Annotated in this window: 16 protein-coding genes; 13 read left to right on the top strand and 3 right to left on the bottom strand. The window is 60.9% G+C overall.

Annotated elements, in window-relative coordinates:
- Positions 1-11: 11 nt before the first annotated feature.
- Complete coding sequence (locus MWL89_RS14625; RefSeq protein WP_244387007.1) at positions 12-386, bottom strand: phage holin family protein; 375 nt, start codon at positions 384-386, stop codon at positions 12-14.
- 602 nt (positions 387-988) lie between these two features.
- Between MWL89_RS14625 and rlmD the strand changes: the two genes are divergently transcribed.
- The 11 genes from rlmD to MWL89_RS14570 all read left to right on the top strand — a co-directional run bounded on the left by rlmD (position 989) and on the right by MWL89_RS14570 (position 15,806).
- Entirely contained in the window at positions 989-2,452 is a 1,464-nt protein-coding gene (gene rlmD, locus MWL89_RS14620) for a 23S rRNA (uracil(1939)-C(5))-methyltransferase RlmD (protein ID WP_244387006.1), read from the top strand.
- Positions 2,370-4,970, top strand: coding sequence for a bifunctional diguanylate cyclase/phosphodiesterase (locus tag MWL89_RS14615; RefSeq protein WP_244387005.1), 2,601 nt, complete (start codon positions 2,370-2,372; stop codon positions 4,968-4,970). The genes rlmD and MWL89_RS14615 overlap by 83 nt, the downstream gene beginning before the upstream one ends.
- A 58-nt stretch (positions 4,971-5,028) precedes the next feature.
- Positions 5,029-5,973 (top strand): cysteine synthase A, encoded by a 945-nt coding sequence (gene cysK / locus MWL89_RS14610; protein WP_102380065.1) that lies wholly within the window; start codon positions 5,029-5,031, stop codon positions 5,971-5,973.
- Between the two features lie 153 nt (positions 5,974-6,126).
- Positions 6,127-7,245, top strand: coding sequence for a tRNA lysidine(34) synthetase TilS (gene tilS / locus MWL89_RS14605; RefSeq protein WP_244387004.1), 1,119 nt, complete (start codon positions 6,127-6,129; stop codon positions 7,243-7,245).
- 33 nt (positions 7,246-7,278) lie between these two features.
- The gene (locus MWL89_RS14600; protein ID WP_102380063.1) at positions 7,279-7,953 is read left to right on the top strand and encodes a Maf family protein; all 675 of its coding nucleotides are present in this window, start codon (positions 7,279-7,281) and stop codon (positions 7,951-7,953) included.
- A 216-nt stretch (positions 7,954-8,169) separates the two neighbouring features.
- Positions 8,170-8,721: a hypoxanthine phosphoribosyltransferase gene (gene hpt, locus MWL89_RS14595; protein WP_102380062.1), complete on the top strand. Its 552-nt coding sequence runs from the start codon at positions 8,170-8,172 to the stop codon at positions 8,719-8,721.
- A gap of 54 nt (positions 8,722-8,775) precedes the next feature.
- On the top strand, positions 8,776-11,157 hold the full coding sequence (gene ftsH, locus MWL89_RS14590) for an ATP-dependent zinc metalloprotease FtsH (RefSeq protein WP_244387003.1): 2,382 nt from the start codon (positions 8,776-8,778) through the stop codon (positions 11,155-11,157).
- Positions 11,158-11,160: 3 nt separating this feature from the next.
- Positions 11,161-12,480, top strand: coding sequence for a dihydropteroate synthase (gene folP, locus MWL89_RS14585; RefSeq protein WP_244387002.1), 1,320 nt, complete (start codon positions 11,161-11,163; stop codon positions 12,478-12,480).
- 9 nt (positions 12,481-12,489) lie between these two features.
- Positions 12,490-13,302, top strand: coding sequence for a biotin--[acetyl-CoA-carboxylase] ligase (locus MWL89_RS14580; protein ID WP_244387000.1), 813 nt, complete (start codon positions 12,490-12,492; stop codon positions 13,300-13,302).
- 332 nt (positions 13,303-13,634) lie between these two features.
- Positions 13,635-15,035 (top strand): MATE family efflux transporter, encoded by a 1,401-nt coding sequence (locus MWL89_RS14575; protein ID WP_425226292.1) that lies wholly within the window; start codon positions 13,635-13,637, stop codon positions 15,033-15,035.
- 156 nt (positions 15,036-15,191) lie between these two features.
- A complete protein-coding gene (locus MWL89_RS14570) occupies positions 15,192-15,806 on the top strand; it encodes a biotin transporter BioY (RefSeq protein ID WP_244386996.1) in 615 nt (204 codons plus the stop codon).
- A gap of 34 nt (positions 15,807-15,840) precedes the next feature.
- On the opposite strand, the gene MWL89_RS16430 is transcribed toward MWL89_RS14570, so the two are convergent.
- Entirely contained in the window at positions 15,841-16,041 is a 201-nt protein-coding gene (locus MWL89_RS16430) for a hypothetical protein (protein ID WP_425226291.1), read from the bottom strand.
- Positions 16,001-16,633, bottom strand: coding sequence for a flavodoxin family protein (locus MWL89_RS14565; protein ID WP_244386994.1), 633 nt, complete (start codon positions 16,631-16,633; stop codon positions 16,001-16,003). The genes MWL89_RS16430 and MWL89_RS14565 overlap by 41 nt, the downstream gene beginning before the upstream one ends.
- A 147-nt stretch (positions 16,634-16,780) precedes the next feature.
- Between MWL89_RS14565 and MWL89_RS14560 the strand changes: the two genes are divergently transcribed.
- Together MWL89_RS14560 and MWL89_RS14555 are read left to right on the top strand one after the other, a co-directional pair.
- On the top strand, positions 16,781-17,224 hold the full coding sequence (locus tag MWL89_RS14560; RefSeq protein WP_102380054.1) for a rhodanese-like domain-containing protein: 444 nt from the start codon (positions 16,781-16,783) through the stop codon (positions 17,222-17,224).
- A 188-nt stretch (positions 17,225-17,412) separates the two neighbouring features.
- The gene (locus MWL89_RS14555) at positions 17,413-19,653 is read left to right on the top strand and encodes a molybdopterin-dependent oxidoreductase (RefSeq protein WP_102380053.1); all 2,241 of its coding nucleotides are present in this window, start codon (positions 17,413-17,415) and stop codon (positions 19,651-19,653) included.
- The last annotated feature ends 4 nt before the right edge of the window (positions 19,654-19,657 follow it).

The following is a 19,657-nucleotide window of genomic DNA, read 5'->3' as shown; positions in this document are numbered from 1 at the left end:
GACGGGTTGAGCTAGTCCTTGTTGTTTCCGAGCACGGCGTTCACGATGCCCGAGACGATGCTGATAACGATGCTCGCTACGAATGCGCTGCCGAACGTGGCTATTTCGACGCCCGATTGGAATATGCCGTTGGCGAGCCATGCCGCAATGTAGAGCATAAGCGTGTTGACCACCAGGTAGAAGATGCCGAGCGTCAGTACCGATATGGGCAGACTCAAAAGCTGCATGAGTGGTTTGATGCTGATGTTGATGAGCGAGAGGATCAAGCCGAAAATGGCGATGGAGACCCATGCTTCGTTGCCGCCGACCGTATCGATGCCGGGAACGAGCCACACGGCCACGCCGACGGCGATAGCGGTGACGAGCCAGCGAATGATGAATCTCATGAATGCCTCCTATCGATGATAGCAAAGGATTATGGCACGCGGGGTTTCCGGTGTTCCGTTTGGTTTTCTACCTGTTACTTCGCGCGCCGATCATCCTGCTGCGAGGCCGCGCATGCGTTTCGCGGCCATCCTCGGCTGTTGCGTTCGGCTCGCTCGCTTGCCGCCGCCGGCATTGTTCGGGCTCTCGTATCGGCCAGCCCGCAACGCACCGGGCAGCCCGCAAGCGTGCGTTCGCGCGAAAAAAGTGCGACTTGGGTGCAAGTTTTTTCTGTCATTTTTTGCACCCGAGTCGGGTTCTTTTTAGCGCGAACTTGTTTTGAGTGTTTCAAACGGAATAAAGCGGCTTTGCGACCATCGCGTAGTTCGGCGGATTCTTTTGTGCCACAATAGCCGACATGAATACGAACAAATCAAAACAACACGGTAAGCCGAAAAGCGGCAAGGCGCACGCGAAAGCGGCGCCTCACGCAAATATCTCCCGCCCGAAGGCGGCACCCAAAGCGAAGGCAGCATCCAGCCCGAAGGCGGCGCCCAGATCGAAGAAAGCCTCGCCGCATCCGAGGGAGCGGTCTCGTCGGGAGTCGCCGCGGTCGGGCCAGCAGATGCAGGCCGTCGAACAGCAGCGATGCGCCGACGGTCAGTGGTGTCCGGTCGAGGATCGCTGCGGAGCGTGTCAGCTTTTGAGCATCCCCTACGCGCGGCAGCTTGCCGACAAGCAGGCGGCGATGGCCGAGCTCTTCGGCGGCCTGGCCGGCGATTCGGTCGTCATGCATCCCATTGCGGGTATGGACGAGCCGTTCTACTACCGCAACAAGGTTGCCTCCCCGTATGCGCCCGGCAGGCGCATCAAGCCGAAGGCTTTGGGGGGCGGCAAGGGCACCAAGGGCGGCAAGGAAGCGAAGGGCGAGAAACGCGCGGCGATGACGCGCGCGGAAAAGCACGCCCTCACGCACGAGATCCTCTGCGGCATGTACGCGGCGGGCACGCATCGCATCGTGCCGACGGACTCCTGCCTGATCGAGAACCGGATCGCGAAGAGGATCATCCTCGCAATCCGCGATCTTATGCCCGCCTATCGCATCGAACCGTATCGCGAAGACGCGAACACGGGCTTTCTCCGCCATGCGGTCGTACGGGTGGGGCATACGAGCGGCGAGGTGCTTGTGACGCTTGTGACCAACGGGCGGCAGTTCCCCGGATCGAAATCGCTGGTGCGCGATCTGGTGAAGCGGTGCCCCGAGATCACATCGATCGTGCAGAACATCAATACGCGCCAGACCAACGTGATTCTCGGCACCGACGAGATTCGGCTGTACGGCCCCGGCTTCATTCTCGACGAGCTGTGCGGGTTGAGCTTCCGCATATCTTCTCAATCGTTTTACCAGGTGAATTCTTCGCAAACCGAGGTCTTGTACCGACGTGCGATCGAGCTTGCCCAACTGACGGGAAGCGAGACGGTGATCGATGCGTATTGCGGAACGGGCACGATCGGCCTTGTCGCCGCGCGGGGCATCGGGGGTACGGGCCATGCAGCGCGGGTGATCGGCGTCGACGAGACGGCTGCGGCCATCCGCGATGCTCGCGCCAACGCGAAACACAACGGCATCGACAACGCCGAGTTCATCGCCGACGATGCGGGTGCGTTCATGCGGAGCCTCGCCGCCGTCGAAGCGGGAAGAGATTGCCCCGCCGAATCGGGGAGCTCGATCGATGTGGTGCTCATGGACCCGCCTCGTTCAGGCGCAACCGACGATTTCCTCGGGGCGCTCGTGGAGCTTGCCCCCAAGCGCGTGGTGTACATTTCGTGCAATCCTGCCACGCAGGCGCGCGATGTCGCTTATCTCGTTGATCGAGGCTATGCAATCGAGGCCATTCAGCCTGTGGACATGTTCCCGCATACGGAGCATGTTGAGAATATCGTGGTATGCATGCAACCATGCGTAGAATACTCATATATACATGAGCTTTGCGAAAGGCGCAGCAATGGAAGAAGGCAACAGCGGGGCGTGCGCTCGGCATGGCGAAGAACCGATTTCGTCGGGCGATCTCGGCGATCAGACGGTTGAGGGTTTCGTCCTCAATGCCGTTATGGACGGCATGCACTCCAACGTGTACATAACCGATCCGGCAAACGATCGGATCCTGTTCATGAACAGGACGATGAAGGAAGACTTCGGGATCGAGCATCCCGAAGGCGAAGTGTGCTGGAAGGTTTTGCAGAAGGGGCTGCACGAGCGGTGTTCGTTCTGCCCGGTTGGCGAGCTCCTGAAAGAGAATGCGGCTCCCGTCATGCACTGGGAAGAGGACAACGCGCTCACCGGTCGTACGTACAGCAACTACGATAGCCTCATCACCTGGCTCGACGGCTCCACCGTCCACCTCCAGCAATCCGTCGACATGACCGAATGGAAGACCGCCAACATCGACGAGCTGACCGAGATGATGACGCGCCGTGCAGGCAAAGAGGCGCTGCGGGCTTCGCTCGAAGCGGCAACGGGCGGCAATCGGGTGATTTCGGTATGCCTCTATGACATCAACCACCTCAAGGACGTAAACGATCGGTTCGGCCACGCCGAGGGGGATCGCTTGATCCGCGTAATCACGCGGGCGGTTTCCAAATCGTTCGACAGAGGCGATTTCGGGTTCAGGCTCAGCGGCGACGAGTTCGTCTGCGTTATGAACACCGGTGCGGCCCAGGCGCGCAAGCGCATCGAGGGCGTGCTCGGAGAACTCGAAGGCTTGTCGAGAACGCAGGCGTACCCGTATCGGATCGGGTTTTGCTTCGGCATCGTGGAGGTGCTGCCCGGAAGCGATTTGACCCTGGTCGAAACCATCGCGCGGGCGGATCAGCGCATGTACGATCAGAAGCGGCGCTTCCATATCGAGGAGAACGAGCGCAAGGCCCAATCCGAGAAGCCGAGCGTGTCGGAGATCGAACAGTTCGACTACAGCAAAGATTACCTGCTCGATGCCCTTCGGAAGAGCACCGACGACTATATCTACGTGTGCAACATGAAGACGGGCATCTTCTGCTATCCCAAAGCCATGGTCGAAGAATTCGACCTTCCGGGCCAGGTTATCGAGAATGCGGCGGCCATATGGGGCGCGAAAGTGCACGAGAACGACAAGCGCGTCTTTCTCGAATCGAACCAGGAGATCGTCGACGGGAGGACCACGTCGCACTGCGTCGAGTACCGCGCGATCAACCGCCGCGGCGAATGGGTGTGGCTCAGGTGCCGCGGAAACCTGGTTCTCGATGCGCGGGGCGAGCCGGACCTGTTTGCGGGCATCATCACCAACCTCGGCAAGAAAGAGAAGATCGACCACCTGACCGGGTTGCTGTCGAAGTACGAATACGAGGAGGCGATCAGCCGGCGGATCGAAGATCGGCCCGACGAGCAGTTCGGGATCATGGAACTTGGAATCGATGACCTGCGCCACATCAACGATTTGCACGATCGCACGTTCGGCGACGACGTCATCCGCATTACGGCTCAGAAGATACAATCGCTTTTGCCGCAGGGCGCAGCGGTGTACCGCCTTGATGGCGACGAGTTCGGCGTTATTCTCGACGGTGCCGACAAAGAGGCGCTCCATCGGTTCTACGGCGTGCTCGACGAAAGCTGCCAGAGCTTGCAGGAGTTCGAGGGGAAGCGCTATTATTGTGCGCTCTCGGCGGGGTGCGCCTGTTATCCCGATGATGCCGAAACCTATCTCGAACTGGCAAAATACTCAGGATACTCACTTGAGTACGCCAAGGCCCACGGCAAGCGGCGCTGCGTATGCTTCTCTCAGGAAATCCTGGGCGAGCGCTCCCGCGAACTCAAGCTGGTCGAGCTTTTGCGGGGGAGTATCGAAAACGGATTCGAGGGATTCAGCCTCAGCTATCAACCCCAGATCGATACGCATACGGGCACGGTAACCGGGGCCGAGGCGCTCGCGCGCTACCAATGCGATGAGTTCGGAGCGGTTTCGCCGGTCGAGTTCATTCCCCTTCTCGAAAAAACGGGCCTGATCATACCTATGGGCATGTGGGTGCTTCGGACGGCTGCCGCCCAATGCAAAAGCTGGACCGACATCGTTTCGGATTTCGTGATGAGCGTGAATCTTTCGTATCGTCAGATCGACGGCGATTCCCTGGTTCCGTTCATCGAAGATACGCTGCAGGAGTCGGGGCTTTCCCCGAGCAATCTCGTCATCGAGATGACCGAGAGTTACTTCGCCTCGGAAGATGCGCCCGTGCGCGCGGTATTCGACCAGGTGAGGCAGCTCGGCGTGCGCGTTGCGATGGACGATTTCGGAACGGGCTATTCGGCGCTCGGCATACTCAAGAAGTCGCCCGCCGACATCGTGAAGATCGACCGCATGTTCGTGAGCGATATTCAATCGAGCAGCTTCGACGCAACGTTCATCAAATTCGTCGTCGAGCTGTGCCATGACGTGGGCATCGAGGTATGTCTCGAGGGCGTCGAGACCGATGGCGAGTATGCGGCGGTAAGCGCGATGGGCCTCGACTACATTCAAGGTTTCCTGTTCGGCCGCCCGTATCCGCCCGACGAGTTTCGCCGCCGGTTCCTGCCGTAGCCAACGTCGGCGGCTGTAGAGTACAATAGGGGCTTCGAATAAGACAGGAGCCCCTTTTATGGACGAACTATCGCGTGCAATAGGCGAAACGCACCTGATCAAGCTAGAGAAGCTTTCTGCCGAACTCGACGCATCGGTCTACGTGAAATACGAGGCGGCCAATCCCGGAGCTTCGATCAAAGATCGAGCGGCGCTCTCGATGATCGATCATGCCGAGAGGCGCGGGGAAATAGCTCCGGGCAAGACGGTGCTTGTGGAACCGACGAGCGGCAACACCGGCATAGCCATCGCCATGATCGGGGCGGCGCGCGGCTACGATGTCGTGCTGACCATGCCCGAGTCGATGAGCCGCGAGCGGAGGGCTCTGCTTGCGGCATACGGAGCCGAGCTCGTGCTGACGCCCGCCGCAGAAGGCATGGCCGGTGCCCTCGCGCGTGCCGATGCGATCGTGGCCGAGCAAGCGGACGCTTGGGTGGTCGGGCAGTTCACGAACCCCGACAATCCTCGTGCGCATGAAGAGCATACCGCACCTGAGATCGAGCGCGATCTCGGTGCTGCTCCCGATTTCATCGTTGCGGGGGCGGGCACCGGCGGCACGGTCTCGGGTCTTGCGCACTACTTTCTCTCGCACGGGGCTCGAACGCGTTGCTACGCGGTGGAGCCGGCCGAAAGCCCCATCATTTCGCAGAGCTTGCGCGGCGAGGCCATCGCGCCTGCGCCCCACGGTATCCAGGGGATCGGGGCGAACTTCATTCCGAGGACGCTCGATCTGGCCGCCCTCGACGGCGCCCTTGCGATTCCCACCGCCGAGGCGATCGGGCAGGCGCGGTGGCTCGCTACCGAAGAGGGCCTGCTCGTGGGCATCTCGTCGGGTGCGAACATCGCCGGCGTGCGCAAGCTCGTGAGCGAGCAACCCGAAGCTCGCGGCGCGACCATCGTAACGATCGCGGTCGATACCGGCGAGCGCTACATCTCCACGCCGCTGTTCGACGGAGTGGGCTAGGGCGTGCCGGGACGTTGCGGCATTTCGGGCGTCAGGGCGGCGTCCGGTCGCATGAGGTTGGGGTGTAGCGAAGCGACGTGAGGCGGCAGAGCAGCCGCATGGCGCGGAGATTTGCGCGGGCAGCGCGAAGCGATGATCGGAAAGGAACGGCGCATGGGACATACCGAGGATATCTTCGATCGGGCGAAGCGGACGATTGCCGAGCGAGGGCTTGCGTCGGCTGAGACGCCGGTGCTGCTCATGGTTTCGGGAGGCTCCGATTCCACCGCTTTGGCCTATGTTGCACGCGACCTGCACGATGCGGGCATCGTCGGACCGATCGCGATGCTCCACGTCAACCACCGGCTTCGCGGCAAGGATGCGGAGGGGGATCAGGCGTTTGTCGAAAAACTCGCCCAGCTGCTCGACATCCCCTTGTTCTCGTGCGAGATCGACATAGCGGGCGAGGCGGCGCGGACCGGCGAAAACGTCGAAGCGGTAGCCCGCCACGAGCGCTACCTCGCGGCGAACGAGGCGCTCGAGAGTTTGTGCCTGCATACGGCCGCCCCCTTGTCCGAAGGGCGCATCTTCACGGCCCACACGCAAGACGATCGCGTCGAGAACTTCTACATGCGCTCGATCGTCGGTACGGGGCCGGGGGGATTTCGCTCCATGCTGTACCGCAACGGCCCGGTCGTCAGGCCCCTCATGGATACGAGTCGCGAAAGCCTGCGCGCCTACGTCGAGGAGCGGGCCGAGAAGGGCGGCATCGTGCAGCGCGACGAAAGCGGGAATCTGTGGCGCGAAGACGCGACGAATGCCCATACCGACCGGTTCCGTGCGTACGTGCGCCACGAGATCGTAGCGCGAGCGAAAGAGCGCAATCCCCAACTGCTCGATACGCTCTGCCGAACCATGAACCTGATAGCCGACGAGGACGATATGCTCGAATCCCAGGCGGCGAAAGCGGTCGAGCGGTTCGCGGCGTGGATCGAGGCCGACGATGCACTCGGCATCGACTACGGGGCAGGCTGCGTGCTCGCTCCCGATTACGCCTCAGAGCCTTTGCCCGTGCAGCGCCGTGCCTGCATGCAGGTACTGCAGCTCATCCTCGGTGCCGATGCGCGGGTCGAAACCGCTTCGATCGAGCGCGTGCTTGCGGGGTTTGCCGACGGCGAGCCTGTCGGCGGCTACACGAACAACATCCAGGGCGATCTTGCCGTGAGCGCCAACAAGCGCGGTGTCCGCATCGAGCCGATGGCCGCCTACCGCGCCCGCCGCAAGAAGGCGTGAAGCAGCAGGCCTTCTTGCGTTACAATACCGATCATGGATACTGAACAGAACAACGAAACCAACGAATCCGCCCCGGCTGCGCAACCCGAGCGGATCGATATCATACTGGCATCGGGAAGCCCCCGTCGCAAGCAGCTACTCGAAGATGCGGGCGTCTGCTTCACCGTGCACGTATCAAAGGTCGATGAGGCGCTCGACGCCGATCTGCTCGCCGAGCCCACCGAGGCGGCGAAGAAGCTTGCCGAGCGCAAGGCCGGTGCGGTCGTGCAGGAGGTCCTTGCGAGCGATTACCGCGGCGCAGCCATCGTGATCGGGGCCGATACGATGGTCGTGCACGACGGCACGATCTTCGGCAAGCCTCGCAGCCTTTCCGATGCTACGGGTATGCTCCGCAAGCTGTCGGGCGATACCCATGAGGTGCATACCGCCGTGTCGGTTTGGATGGTGATGGCCCCCGAGCCCGAAAAGGTCTCGCTCGGGTTCAGGACGTTTTGCGATACGAGCCTGGTCACGTTCAAGGAGCTCGCCGATGACGAGATCGCGGCGTACCTGAAGTGCGGCGAATCGTTCGACAAGGCGGGGGCGTACGCGATCCAGGGAAAGGGAGCCGATCTCGTAGACCGCGTCGAAGGTGAGCTCGATACGGTGATCGGCCTGCCGGTCAAGCGTCTTCTCGCGGAGTTTCCCGATCTGCTCACCGGCGAATAAGCCCAGCACAGTAAGGCAAGAGCACCCACATGTGAAAATCGTGGGGGCTGGTGCCGTGTTACCGGATTGTGATTTAATCCCAACCTCGTAATGATACACTTATCGCTTGTGAAGGAAGGCGGAGCGACTCGGCCGCAGCTGAGATTTCGCAGCGGGCTCGGATCGTCGCTCTGAAGGCACGGATCAATTCGGTCCATCGTCGTTGAAGGGCTTGTTGTGCACGAAGACATACAGGAAGTATTGTTCTCAGAAGAAGAGATTGCCGCACGGGTAGCCGAAATCGGCGCCCAGATCACAAAAGATTACGCGGGTGTCGTGGAGCAAGACGGCCAGGGGATCATCCTCATATCCGTTCTGCGCGGCGCTGCGATCTTCATGGCGGACCTCGCTCGCGAGATCAAGCTTCCCCTCGAGATGGACTACATGGCCATCTCGTCGTATGGAAACGGCGCGAAGAGCTCCGGCGTCGTGCGCATTCTGAAGGACCTTTCGTCTGAGGTCGAGGGACGCCACATCATCGTGGCGGAGGATATCTTGGACAGCGGTCTGACGCTCACGTACCTGATGAAAAACCTTGCTTCCCGCAATCCCGCATCGATCGAGGTCGCCACGCTGCTTCGCAAGAAGACGCTCGCGCAAGCCGAAATCGATTGCAAGTACGTCGGCTTCGAATGCCCCGACCAGTTCATCGTCGGCTATGGGCTCGACTTTGCGGAGCGCTACCGCAACCTGCCCTACATCGGTATTTTGAAGCCCGAGGTCTACTAGGCTCGCACACCCGATTCGCCCACGCAAACTCGGCAACAGAAAGATATAGGCTACATGGCAAACCAACAACAAAGACAACCGCAACCGCCTAGCACGAGAACGACTATCATTTCGGTTGTTCTGTTCATGATCGTTGCCTTCTTCGTCGGCAGCCAGTTCATGAACATGTCCAACACGACCCAGACCGATACGCTCATTACATCGGAGTTCGTCCAGGCGGTCGAGCAGGATCGCGTCAGCAAAGTCGTGTACAACGCGGGCGATTATACCGTTTCCGGTACGTACTATCCCGCCATCACGTCGGGTTCGACCGCGTCTGCCGCGTTCAACGCAGCGTTCGATGCGCTCAACGCGAAGATGGGGATGCAGAAGAACCCGATCGACGGCAAGCCTCTTGGGGGCATTGCCACCGAGGAGCTCTCCATCCAGACGCTCGGCAACGAGCGCAACTACACCTCCACCTACGTCGGGCAGGATTCGCTCGGCGAACTGATGGCGGCCCATCCGAACATTCAGTACGAGATCAGGCTTCCCTCCGGCTTGCTTGAGCTTCTGGGAACGTTTCTGCCCTTCCTGCTGCTTGCGGGCCTGCTGATCTTCTTCTTCACTTCGATGCAGAAGGCCAACAACTCGCAGATGTCGTTCGGCAAGGCCAAAACGAAGAAGACCGCCGAGGAGCGCCCCGACGTCAAATTCTCCGACGTCGCCGGCGTTGACGAGGCCGTCGAGGAAATGACCGAGATCAAGGACTTCCTCGCCAATCCCGCCAAGTACCAGTCGATGGGCGCGAAGATCCCCCGCGGCTGCTTGCTCGTCGGACCTCCGGGTACGGGCAAAACGCTTCTGGCCCGTGCCGTTGCAGGCGAGGCCGGCGTTCCGTTTTTCAGCATTTCCGGTTCCGATTTCGTCGAGATGTTCGTCGGCGTCGGCGCTTCCCGCGTGCGCGATCTGTTCCAGCAGGCTAAAGAGGCATCGCCCTCCATCATCTTCATCGACGAGATCGACGCGGTCGGCCGCCAGCGCGGCGCAGGCCTCGGCGGCGGTCACGACGAGCGCGAGCAGACCCTGAACCAGCTGCTCGTTGAGATGGACGGCTTCGATTCGAACGATTCGGTCGTGCTCATCGCAGCCACGAACCGAGCCGATATCCTCGATCCGGCGCTTCTGCGCCCGGGACGCTTCGACCGTCAGATCGTCGTTGACGCACCCGACGTGAAGGGCCGCGAGAAGATCCTCAAGGTCCATTCCAAAGACAAGCCGATCGGCAGCGACGTCGATCTTGCCAAGGTCGCCAAGCTCACGCCGGGCTTCACGGGTGCCGATCTGGCAAACCTCATGAATGAAAGTGCGCTTCTGACCGCCCGTCGCGGCAAGAAGATCATCACGCAACAGGAGGTCAGCGAATCCATGGAGCGCGTCATCGCGGGACCTGAGCGCAAGGGTCGCGTCATGGACGAGCAGACCAAGCATACGATCGCCTACCACGAGAGCGGCCACGCGCTCGTCGGGCACACGCTTCCCAAGGCCGATCCGGTGCACAAGATCTCGATCATCTCGCGCGGCCGTGCGCTCGGTTACACGCTTTCGATCCCGAAGGAGGACAAGGTCCTCAACAGTTTGGGCGAGATGCGCGACGAGCTGGCCGTGTTCATGGGCGGTCGCGTGGCCGAAGAGATATTCTGCGAGGATATCACCACGGGCGCATCCAACGACCTCGAGCGTGCGACCAAGATGGCCCGCGCAATCGTCACGCAGTACGGCATGAGCGCCGAGTTGGGCACGCAGGTGTTCGGGCAACCCAACCACGAAGTGTTCCTCGGCCGCGATTACGGCAATACGCAGGATTACTCCGAGCAGACCGCCCGCCGCATCGACGACGAGGTTGCCCGCATCATGAAGGACGCGCATGACCGCGCCTACGAGATCCTCACGAAGAACCGCGAGCAGATGGACCTCATGGCGAGCGTTCTGCTCGAACGCGAGACCGTCGAGGGCGAGGCGTGCGAAGCGCTGCTCAACAACACCTGGTCTGACTACCTCCACCGCGAGAAGGATATCATCGCCCGCAAGGAGGCCGAAGAGGCCGAGGCCCGCCGCAAGGACGAGGAGGCCATGAAGGCCGCCGAGGAGGCGCGCAAGGCCGAGGAGCAGGCACAGCTTGCCGATCCGAACTGGCGCGACGCGGAGGTTGCTCCGGGCGATCAGAACCCGAACGACCCCGGCCGTCCGGCTGCGCCCGGGTCGCAGAACTTCTTCAACGAGCTGGAAAACCGCTTCCAAGAGCTGCTCGACGATTCGGCGGTCGATCCGAATGCGAAGAAGCCTTCGGACGGGAAGTCGACCGAGGCAGCCGAGGGTGACCATGCCGTCGATCCCCAACAGGAAGGCAAGCCGGTTGAAAAGTCCGAAAAGAGCGAGAAAGATGGCGATAAATAGACGATGAAATGGTCTTGCGCTGAATTCGAATTCGATTGGAGGATGCCCATCTTGATGGGCATCCTCAACGTTACCCCCGATTCCTTCTCCGATGGGGGCATGCATGCCGATTGCGACGACGCGGCGGCGCATGCTATGCGCATGGTGGACGAAGGCGCTCGCATTATCGATGTGGGCGGCGAATCGACCCGCCCGGGTTCCGCCGAGGTGGCGGTCGAGGAAGAGCTTGCCCGTACGGTGCGCGTAGTCGGCGAGCTCGCATCCCGCGGTCTCTGCGTGAGCATCGATACCCGCCATGCCGAGGTTGCCCGTGCGTGCGTAGAGGCGGGCGCCTCCATCATAAACGACGTGTCGGGCTTCCGCGATCCGGCGATGGTCGAAGTCGCGCGAAACTGCAATGCGGGACTGGTGGTCATGCATATGAGGGGCGAGCCGAAGACCATGCAGGACGATCCCGTTTACGACGATGTGGTCGATGAGGTAAAACGCTACCTCGCCGATCGGGCGGCCGAGCTCGAAGCTGCGGGCATTGCGCGCAATCGCATCTGCATCGATCCGGGTCCCGGGTTCGGCAAGACGCCGAAGCAAACCAACGAGCTGCTGCTCAACATGCAGGAGTTTGCGCGACTCGGCTATCCGCTCATGGCGGCCGTTTCCCGCAAGAGCTACATCGGCGCGCTCTACGGCATCGAGAATCCGCTTGATCGCGACGAGGTGTCGGCGAGCCAGGCGCTCGCCGCCGTCGAGCTCGGGGCGAGCATCGTGCGCGCCCACAACGTTGCCATGACAGCCGAGGCCCTCAAGGATCTGAGGCCGTATTGTTTCTTGGGGCTCGGGTCGAACGTTGCGCTCGTGGGCGAAGCGGGAGAAGAGCGCGAAGCGAAGATCGCCGTGCTCAACGAAGTGATCGGCAATCTGGTGGCGCTGCCCGATTCCCAGCTCATCGACATTTCGAGCTTCTATGAGAGCGAGCCTGCGTACTTCGAGGATCAGGATCCGTTCGTGAACGCCGTTGCTCTTATCCGTACCGGTATCGGACCCCATGATCTGCTCGCATACCTCCATGCGATCGAAGAGCGGTTCGGTAGGACGAGAACCGTCAAAAACGGGCCCCGTACCTGCGATATCGACATCCTCGATTACCAGTGTTACGTGTGCGACGACGAGCGCTTGACGTTGCCGCATCCCCTGTTGACCGAACGCGATTTCGTCGTGAAGCCGCTGCTCGAACTGAGGCCCGGCCACGTGCTCGCAAACGGCACGCCGGTAACCGAGGCTACGGTCGAGGTGGGTCGTGCAATCAAACTCGACCAGCGGTTCTAGGCGGCGCCCGTGCTCGATGCGCAGGCTATAGCGAAGGGGATGGGGCCGACGCGCGTCCCGTATGCGATTCGGTGCTTCGAAGAAGTCACCTCGACTAACGAGGAAGTGAAGCGGCTTGTAGCCGCAGGCGCGCCCGAGGGCTCGGTTGTAACGTCGATCGTGCAGACCGGAGGTTACGGACGCCAGGGAAGGCGTTGGTCGAGCCCAGCCGGCAGCCTGTACCTCTCGCTTCTGCTTCGTCCTTGCGATCACGGTATCGCTGCATGCGATCTTTCCACGTTAAGCCTTGCGCTTGCCCTTGCGGTGCACGACATCCTCGTGCCGTATGCGGCCACCGCCGACATTGCGGTCAAATGGCCGAACGATGTGATGTGCGCAGCGGGAAAACTCTGCGGCATCTCGCTTGAGGCTGTGGGCAATGCGGTGTGCATCGGCATCGGCATCAATGCATTCGAGCCCGAAAACGTAGTGCACACCACCGGCTCCTATCGGGCCGCTTACCTTGAGCGCATTGCCGACCAGGCCATAATGGGACCAGATAAGGAACAAACTGCTGTGCTCGAAGAGCTTGCGGCCAAGCTTTTGGTTTCGATCGATCGCCTGTACTTCCAATGGCTCGATAAGGGATTCGAGGCGTTGGCCGAGCGGTACAACGGGCGATCGTTTCTCAACGGTCGGGTTGTCGGCATTTCGTCGATCGACGGCACCGTTGTCGATGAAGGCGAAGTCCTGCATGTCGACGAGCGGGGAAGGCTCGTGCTTCTCGGCGACGATGGAACGAAGCGAGCGATCGCTTCGGGGGAAGCACACGTCGTCCTGTAAGCGCGCCGATCGTATCGAGCCGGTGTTCGCGTTGCCGACCTTCCGCTACCGAAAATCATCCGTAGACCCGTCCGACGTGGGGTTACGGGGGTCGATCTTCTTCCATTCCCCCTCAATAAGAGTAGAATGATGACTTTCGGAGGAAATCGCACAGCATAGCAGGGAAGGTACTTGGGCACATGTCAGCCGCAGCAGCACAGAAGCCGTCGACCGACGCACGCAACGGGAGCGCGGAGCCGTGTGAAAAGCCCGGTGCCGGATTGTTGCAACCCGGCGATCCGCACCGTACCGACGGGCCCGGAAAGCCGGCTCGAGACGATCGGGTAAGCCGTATGGGAACGGCTTCGATCCCCATGCTCATCACCGAATTCGCCATTCCCGCTATCCTCGGCATGCTCGTCAACGGCGCCTACAACGTCATCGATTCCATTTTCCTCGGCCAAGCTATGGGCGAGATAGGGCTGTCGGCTGCGACGGTCGCCAACCCGATCATGACCGTGTTTCTGGCCATCGCGATGCTGATCGGCAACGGCGGCAACGCGCTTGCGGCTTTGCGGCTCGGACAAGGCAGGCGCGACGAAGCGGAACGCAGCCTCGGCAACACGGTATCGCTCAGCATCTTCTTTGCGATCGTTATCGCCCTGTGCGCAGCGAGTCCGCCCGTTCTCGATGGGCTCCTCACGCTTTCGAGCGCAACCGACGAGGTGCGACCCTACGCCGCATCGTTCATACGCATCATCTGCTTCGGCTTCGTGTTCCAGTGCATCGGCATGGGCGTGAACAACTTCATCCGTACCGCCGGTGCGCCGAACCGCGCGCTTGTGACCATGCTGATCGGCGCGGTTTCCTGCACGGTGTTCAACTACCTGTTCGTGATCCGGTTCGGCTGGGGCGTCGAAGGCAGCGCCCTCGCAACGATCTGCGGCCAGGCTATCTCGTGCGCAACGGTGCTCTGGTACTTCATCGTAACCAAAAACGTGCCGCTGAAGCTCCGCCTTGCGGCCATGGCGCCCGATCCGAAGGTGCTCGGAACCATCCTTTCGCTCGGTTTGGCGAGCTTTGTAGTGCAGGCGGGCATGGCGGTGGTCAGCTTCGTGATCAACCTTTTGCTCGTGAAGTACGGCGCGATGAACCCCATCGGCGCCGACGACGCCCTTGCCTCCATCGGCGTGGTGCAGCGCGTTGCCATATTCACGACGTTGCCGCTCGTGGGCGTGTCGATCGCCATCCAGCCCCTCCTTGGGTTCAACTACGGTGCGAAGCTCATCGGCCGCGTACGCAAGACGCTGTGGTACGGAATTGCCGCCGCAACGTCTATTGGCGTTCTCATGTGGGCCATCGTCCACCTGTTCCCCGAAGCGATCGTGGGAGCCTTCGGCATCAAGCACCAAAACCTTGTCGAGTTCACCGTATTCGCGCTCAAGGTGCAGCTCATGATGATGCCGTTCATCGGTTTCCAGATCGTCGGGTCGAACTACTTCCAGGCGACGGGACAGCCGCTCAAATCCATCATCCTCTCGCTCACGCGTCAGATACTGTTCCTCATTCCATTGCTGTTCGTCCTGCCCGAGATGCTGCCGCACGTGCTTTCCCAGTTCACGAGCCTCGATGCAATCTACTTCGCTGCGCCCATGGCCGACTTCCTCTCCATTTTCACGACGGCGGTGTTCATCGCATTCGAAATGAAGCGGCTCGGGAAGCTCGAACGTGGGGAGATTGCCGCGAAGTTCTAGGTTCCTGCGCAGCGTGCGGTTTGACGCGGGAGTGCGCTGCGCCCACCTGCTTGTCCGCCGCGCTTGTCGCGAGAGCGCTTCGCGTCACCCTCGCGCTGTCGCCGCGCTTGTTCGCCTCGGCCTCTTCTGGGAACATGCATGTCCGAGGAGGTTTCAGTGAATGATACGATTGTGAAGAAGAAGACGGCGACGCGTACGCGATCGCTCGCGTTTTGCGGTTTGACGATTGCCCTTATGGCTGTTTCGGCTTGGATCTCGATTCCCTTGGGCCCGGTGCCGTTCACGCTCCAAACGTTTGTGATGGTGTTTGCGCTCGTTGCGTTGACGCCGGGGCAGTGCCTGGCTGCGATCGGGGGCTATCTGGTCATCGGAGCGATCGGCGTCCCGGTGTTCTCGTCGATGCGCGGCGGCATCGGCGTGCTTTTGGGGCCTACGGGCGGGTTTCTCTGGGGATATCTTATCGGTGCCGCCTTGGCGCTTGCGCTCTTGTGCGTGCTCGGCCGGTACGGCGGGGGGAGAAGCGATGAGAAAGGACGTGCTGCGGGCGGTTCGGCAAAGCGGGATCGCGCTGGTCTTGCCGTGAGCTTTGCCGCGGCGCTGCTGTTCATCGTTGTCATGTACGTGTGCGGTTGGGCTCAATACATGGCGGTGAGCGGTGTGGGTCCAGGCGTTGCGTTCGCTGTTGCGGTCGCTCCGTTCATCGTGGTCGACCTTGTGAAAACCGTTGTCGGCGTACTTACCGCACGGGCTGTCAAGCAGGCGATCCGCTGACCGTCCGCTTGACAGCGCGTGCGGGCGGCGGACGCTAAACCCACACTTGGTTGGGCTTGCGCACGGTGGCTATCGGCGCGAGCTTTTCGGAGATCATCGCAGCGACGGGTGCGGGAAGGACGCGGGCACCTTCGGGGCATGCGGATGCGCATCGCATGCATTGGAAGCAGGTTTGCCCGGTCGTGTTCGGCGCATCATGGGGTATGGCCTGAACGGGGCAGTTGATGGCGCATATGCCGCACAGGGTGCAGTCGTCGGTAACCGAGGGGGTCCAGGCTGCCGCAGGCGATTCCTTGTAGGGGCGGTTTCCCGGGATGCCTATCGGGGTGCTCACCCCCCCTCTCGGCCGCCGAAGCGAGTTTTTCGGCGATGCGCTTTGCGAACGCCTCTGCGTCACCGCAATCCTCCGTATCGGGTCTGCCTGCGGCGACCGCGGGAAGCATGGAATGGCGGGCGATGAATGCGCCCGATGCTATGACCGAAAACCCTTGGCGGGCGAGGATGTCATTGAGTTCGACGAGCGCATCGTCGAAATCTCGATTGCCGTACACGACAACGCTTGCGGCCCGCATTCCGTTGCCCCTGATGCGGGAGATCATTGCAGCCGCAGGTTGCGGTACACGGCCGGCGAATACGGGAACGGCAAACACTGCGATATCGGAGTCTTCCGGTTTGCCTGTCGGTGCAGAAACAGGATGCTCGCCGCCGAGTGTTGCGGGATCGGCAAGGTCGATCATCTGAGCATCGGCATCGAGGGCGAACCCGAGAACCGATGCGATGCGCTTCGTTGTTCCCGCGGGGCTGAAGTGATATACGTATGCGCTCATGCGACTATCCTTTCGAGATGGCATCAGATCGGATGCGTGCTGCCAACGATCATTATACCTCCGAAGGAATACGCGTTGACAAGCGGAAACGATGTTCTATAGTATGTGGGAGCGATATCATGTAGGTACTTGCGAAATGGTGGTGCCTTGAAAAAAGCCCTTTTTGTTGCGATCTTCGCGACCGCTATCGCGTCGACGGTTGCGCTACTCGGCTGCATGTCGACCGACGCGGTTGATGCCTCGGAGCCCCAAGGCGATATCAGTGCGCCGCTGTTCAGCAGCATTACATCCGAAGAGGCGAAGCGTATGATCGATGAAGGCGACGTTGCCATCGTCGATGTCCGTACCGAATCGGAATACGACGAAGCTCATATTCCCGGAGCCATATCGCTTCCCTTCGACGAAATAGGAACGAACAAGCTGGGCTCGCTTCCCGATCTCGACGAGACTATCATCGTGTACTGCCGTACGGGCGTGCAGAGCAAATTGGCCGTCGGAAAGCTCATGTACATCGGCTACACCGATGTTTACGATCTGGGCGGCATCAGGGATTGGACGTATTCCACCGAACGGGGATCTTCGATCGGCTAGTGTTTGACCAGCGGAAATGAAGCTGTTCGGGGGATACTAACCAGAGTAGTATGCCGAAATTCCGATCCCATCACCTTATTTTTCGTATACAGTCACGCGTTTTTCATTTCATGCTCTCGATTCGGCCGCCCGGCGAATGGCGGATGCTTTCCTCAACGTTCACGACGAGGAAGGATGGGAGTGAGAGTATGGATAAATCGGAAGGCATCAAGGTCCCTCACGAAAAACCGTACCGCTATCAAGAAGGCGAATACACGGTAACGCGCGGAAGCGCATGGTCGGGTCCCGGGTGCCATCTCGGGTGCGGTGTTCTGCTGTACACCGACAAGGACGACAAGCTGGTGAAGGTCGAGGGCGACCCCGAAAACCCCTTCACCCAGGGACGGTTGTGCGTCCGCTGCTTGGACATGCCCGAAATCGTCAACCACAAGGATCGTCTCAAGTACCCGATGAAGCGCGCTCGCGAGGATCGCGGCAAAGACAAGTGGGAGCGCATCACCTGGGACGAGGCGTACGATATCACCGTCGAGGAGTTCACTAAGATCAAAGAGAAGTACGGTGCCGAATCGGTGGTGTTCATCCACGGCACCGGCCGCGATATCGCACCGTGGCAATCGCGCCTGTGCTGGTCGTTCGGTTCGCCGAATTACGGCAACGTGCTCTCCGGCAACGCGTGCTACCTGCCCCGCGTAGCCGGCATGGCGGCGACGACGGGATCGTTCTGGGTCGCCGATGTTTCCCAGCACTACATCGACCGTTACGACAATCCCGATTGGGTCATGCCCGAGGTCATGTTCATCTGGGGCAACAATCCGATCATCGCTAATTCCGACGGGTTCTTCGGCCACTGGGTCATCGACCTTATGAAGATGGGTATGAAGACGGTCGTCATCGATCCGCGCGTCACGTTCCTTGCCGCGAAATCGGATCTGCATCTGCCTATCCGGCCCGGAACCGATGCAGCGCTCGCCCTCGGCATGCTCAACGTCATCATCAACGAGGAGATCTACGACAAGGAATTCGTCGATCTGTGGTGCTACGGCTTCGAGGAGCTCAAAGAGCGCGTGCAGCAGTTCCCGCCCGACAAGGTGGCCGAGATCACGTGGATTCCCGAAGAGAAGATCGTCCGCGCTGCCCGCATGCTCGCCGAGTGCAAGCCCGCAACGCTGCAATGGGGTCTCGCCATCGATATGACGCGCGAGGCGATTCCAGCAGGCCAGGCGATCGCTGCGCTCTTCCAGATCACCGGCAACGTCGACAACCCGGGCGGCATGGTGCCCCCCGCGGAGATCATGGCGTACTCCGGCGGCTGGGGCAGGGATCTTCTTCCTCCCGAGCAAGAGCCCAAGCGCCTCGGGCTCGATCGCTACAAGCTGCTTCAGATGGGCTTCAAGCAGTCGTCTCCCGACGTGCTCATCGAGACGATGGAAACGGGCGATCCCTACGAGATCCACGGAGCCCACTTCCAGACCACGAACGGCTTGGCGTGCATGGCCGCCGACCCGCAGCGCGTCTACAAGGCGTTCAATAAATGCGATTTCATCGTGTCGGTCGATCTGTTCATGACCCCGACGATCATGGCGCTCGCCGATGTGGTCATGCCGGCGGCAACGTTCGCGGAGCGCAACGGCATCCGCGTGGGCGACGGTCCGCAGCGCGGCGAGGTCATCAACAAGGTCACGCAGATCGGCGAGTGCAAATCCGACATGCAGATCAACCTCGAGCTGGGCAAGCGCCTCAATCCCGAAGCCTGGCCGTGGGAGACGCCCGAGGAGATGTTCACCGAGCTTCTGAAGCCGACCGGCTACACCTACGAGGAGCTGCGCGAAGCGGCGCCGGTGTATCTGCCCGTCGAGTACTACAAGTACAAGAAGGGCAAGATGCGCGCAGACGGCCAGCCCGGGTTCCAGACGGCGACCGGCCGCATCGAGTTGTGGTCGACGTTCTACAACGCGGCCGAACTCGATCCGCTGCCGTATTTCGAAGAGCCCGATCCGGGTCCCGGTTCGACCCCCGAGCTTTTCGAGCAGTACCCGCTCGTGCTCACGACCGGCGCCCGCAACTGGAACTACTTCCATTCGGAGCACCGTCAGGTCGAGCGCTTGCGCAAGATGCATCCCGATCCGATCGTGCAGGTTCATCCCGAGAAGCTCAAGGAGCTCGACATGGTCGACGGCGAGTGGGTCTGGATCGAGAACCAGAACGGTCGGGCGAAGATAAAGATCGAGGAGACGCCCATCCTGACCGATCCGCGCATCGTCGCTTGCGACCATGCCTGGTGGATGCCCGAGGCAGACCCCGAGAAGTTCTTCGATGTGTTCGAGTACAACATCAACAACCTTATGGTGTACAGCCCGGGTAAGAGCGGCTTCGGCTCGAACTACAAGACGAGCATCTGCAGGCTTTACAAGATCGAGGATGGTGAATAGTCTC

Origin of the sequence: Raoultibacter timonensis (assembly GCF_022845715.1) — a bacterium.
GTDB classification, from domain to species: Bacteria; Actinomycetota; Coriobacteriia; order Coriobacteriales; family Eggerthellaceae; genus Raoultibacter; species Raoultibacter timonensis.
This window is presented reverse-complemented; position numbering and strand designations above follow the sequence as displayed.

Coding starts and splice junctions, on each gene's coding strand:
- MWL89_RS14625 (WP_244387007.1), bottom strand. CDS start 386: ATGAGATTCATCATTCGCTGGCTCGTCACCGCTATCGCCGTCGGCGTG.
- rlmD (WP_244387006.1), top strand. CDS start 989: ATGCAGGCCGTCGAACAGCAGCGATGCGCCGACGGTCAGTGGTGTCCG.
- MWL89_RS14615 (WP_244387005.1), top strand. CDS start 2,370: ATGGAAGAAGGCAACAGCGGGGCGTGCGCTCGGCATGGCGAAGAACCG.
- cysK (WP_102380065.1), top strand. CDS start 5,029: ATGGACGAACTATCGCGTGCAATAGGCGAAACGCACCTGATCAAGCTA.
- tilS (WP_244387004.1), top strand. CDS start 6,127: ATGGGACATACCGAGGATATCTTCGATCGGGCGAAGCGGACGATTGCC.
- MWL89_RS14600 (WP_102380063.1), top strand. CDS start 7,279: ATGGATACTGAACAGAACAACGAAACCAACGAATCCGCCCCGGCTGCG.
- ftsH (WP_244387003.1), top strand. CDS start 8,776: ATGGCAAACCAACAACAAAGACAACCGCAACCGCCTAGCACGAGAACG.
- folP (WP_244387002.1), top strand. CDS start 11,161: ATGAAATGGTCTTGCGCTGAATTCGAATTCGATTGGAGGATGCCCATC.
- MWL89_RS14575 (WP_425226292.1), top strand. CDS start 13,635: ATGGGAACGGCTTCGATCCCCATGCTCATCACCGAATTCGCCATTCCC.
- MWL89_RS14565 (WP_244386994.1), bottom strand. CDS start 16,633: ATGAGCGCATACGTATATCACTTCAGCCCCGCGGGAACAACGAAGCGC.
- MWL89_RS14555 (WP_102380053.1), top strand. CDS start 17,413: ATGGATAAATCGGAAGGCATCAAGGTCCCTCACGAAAAACCGTACCGC.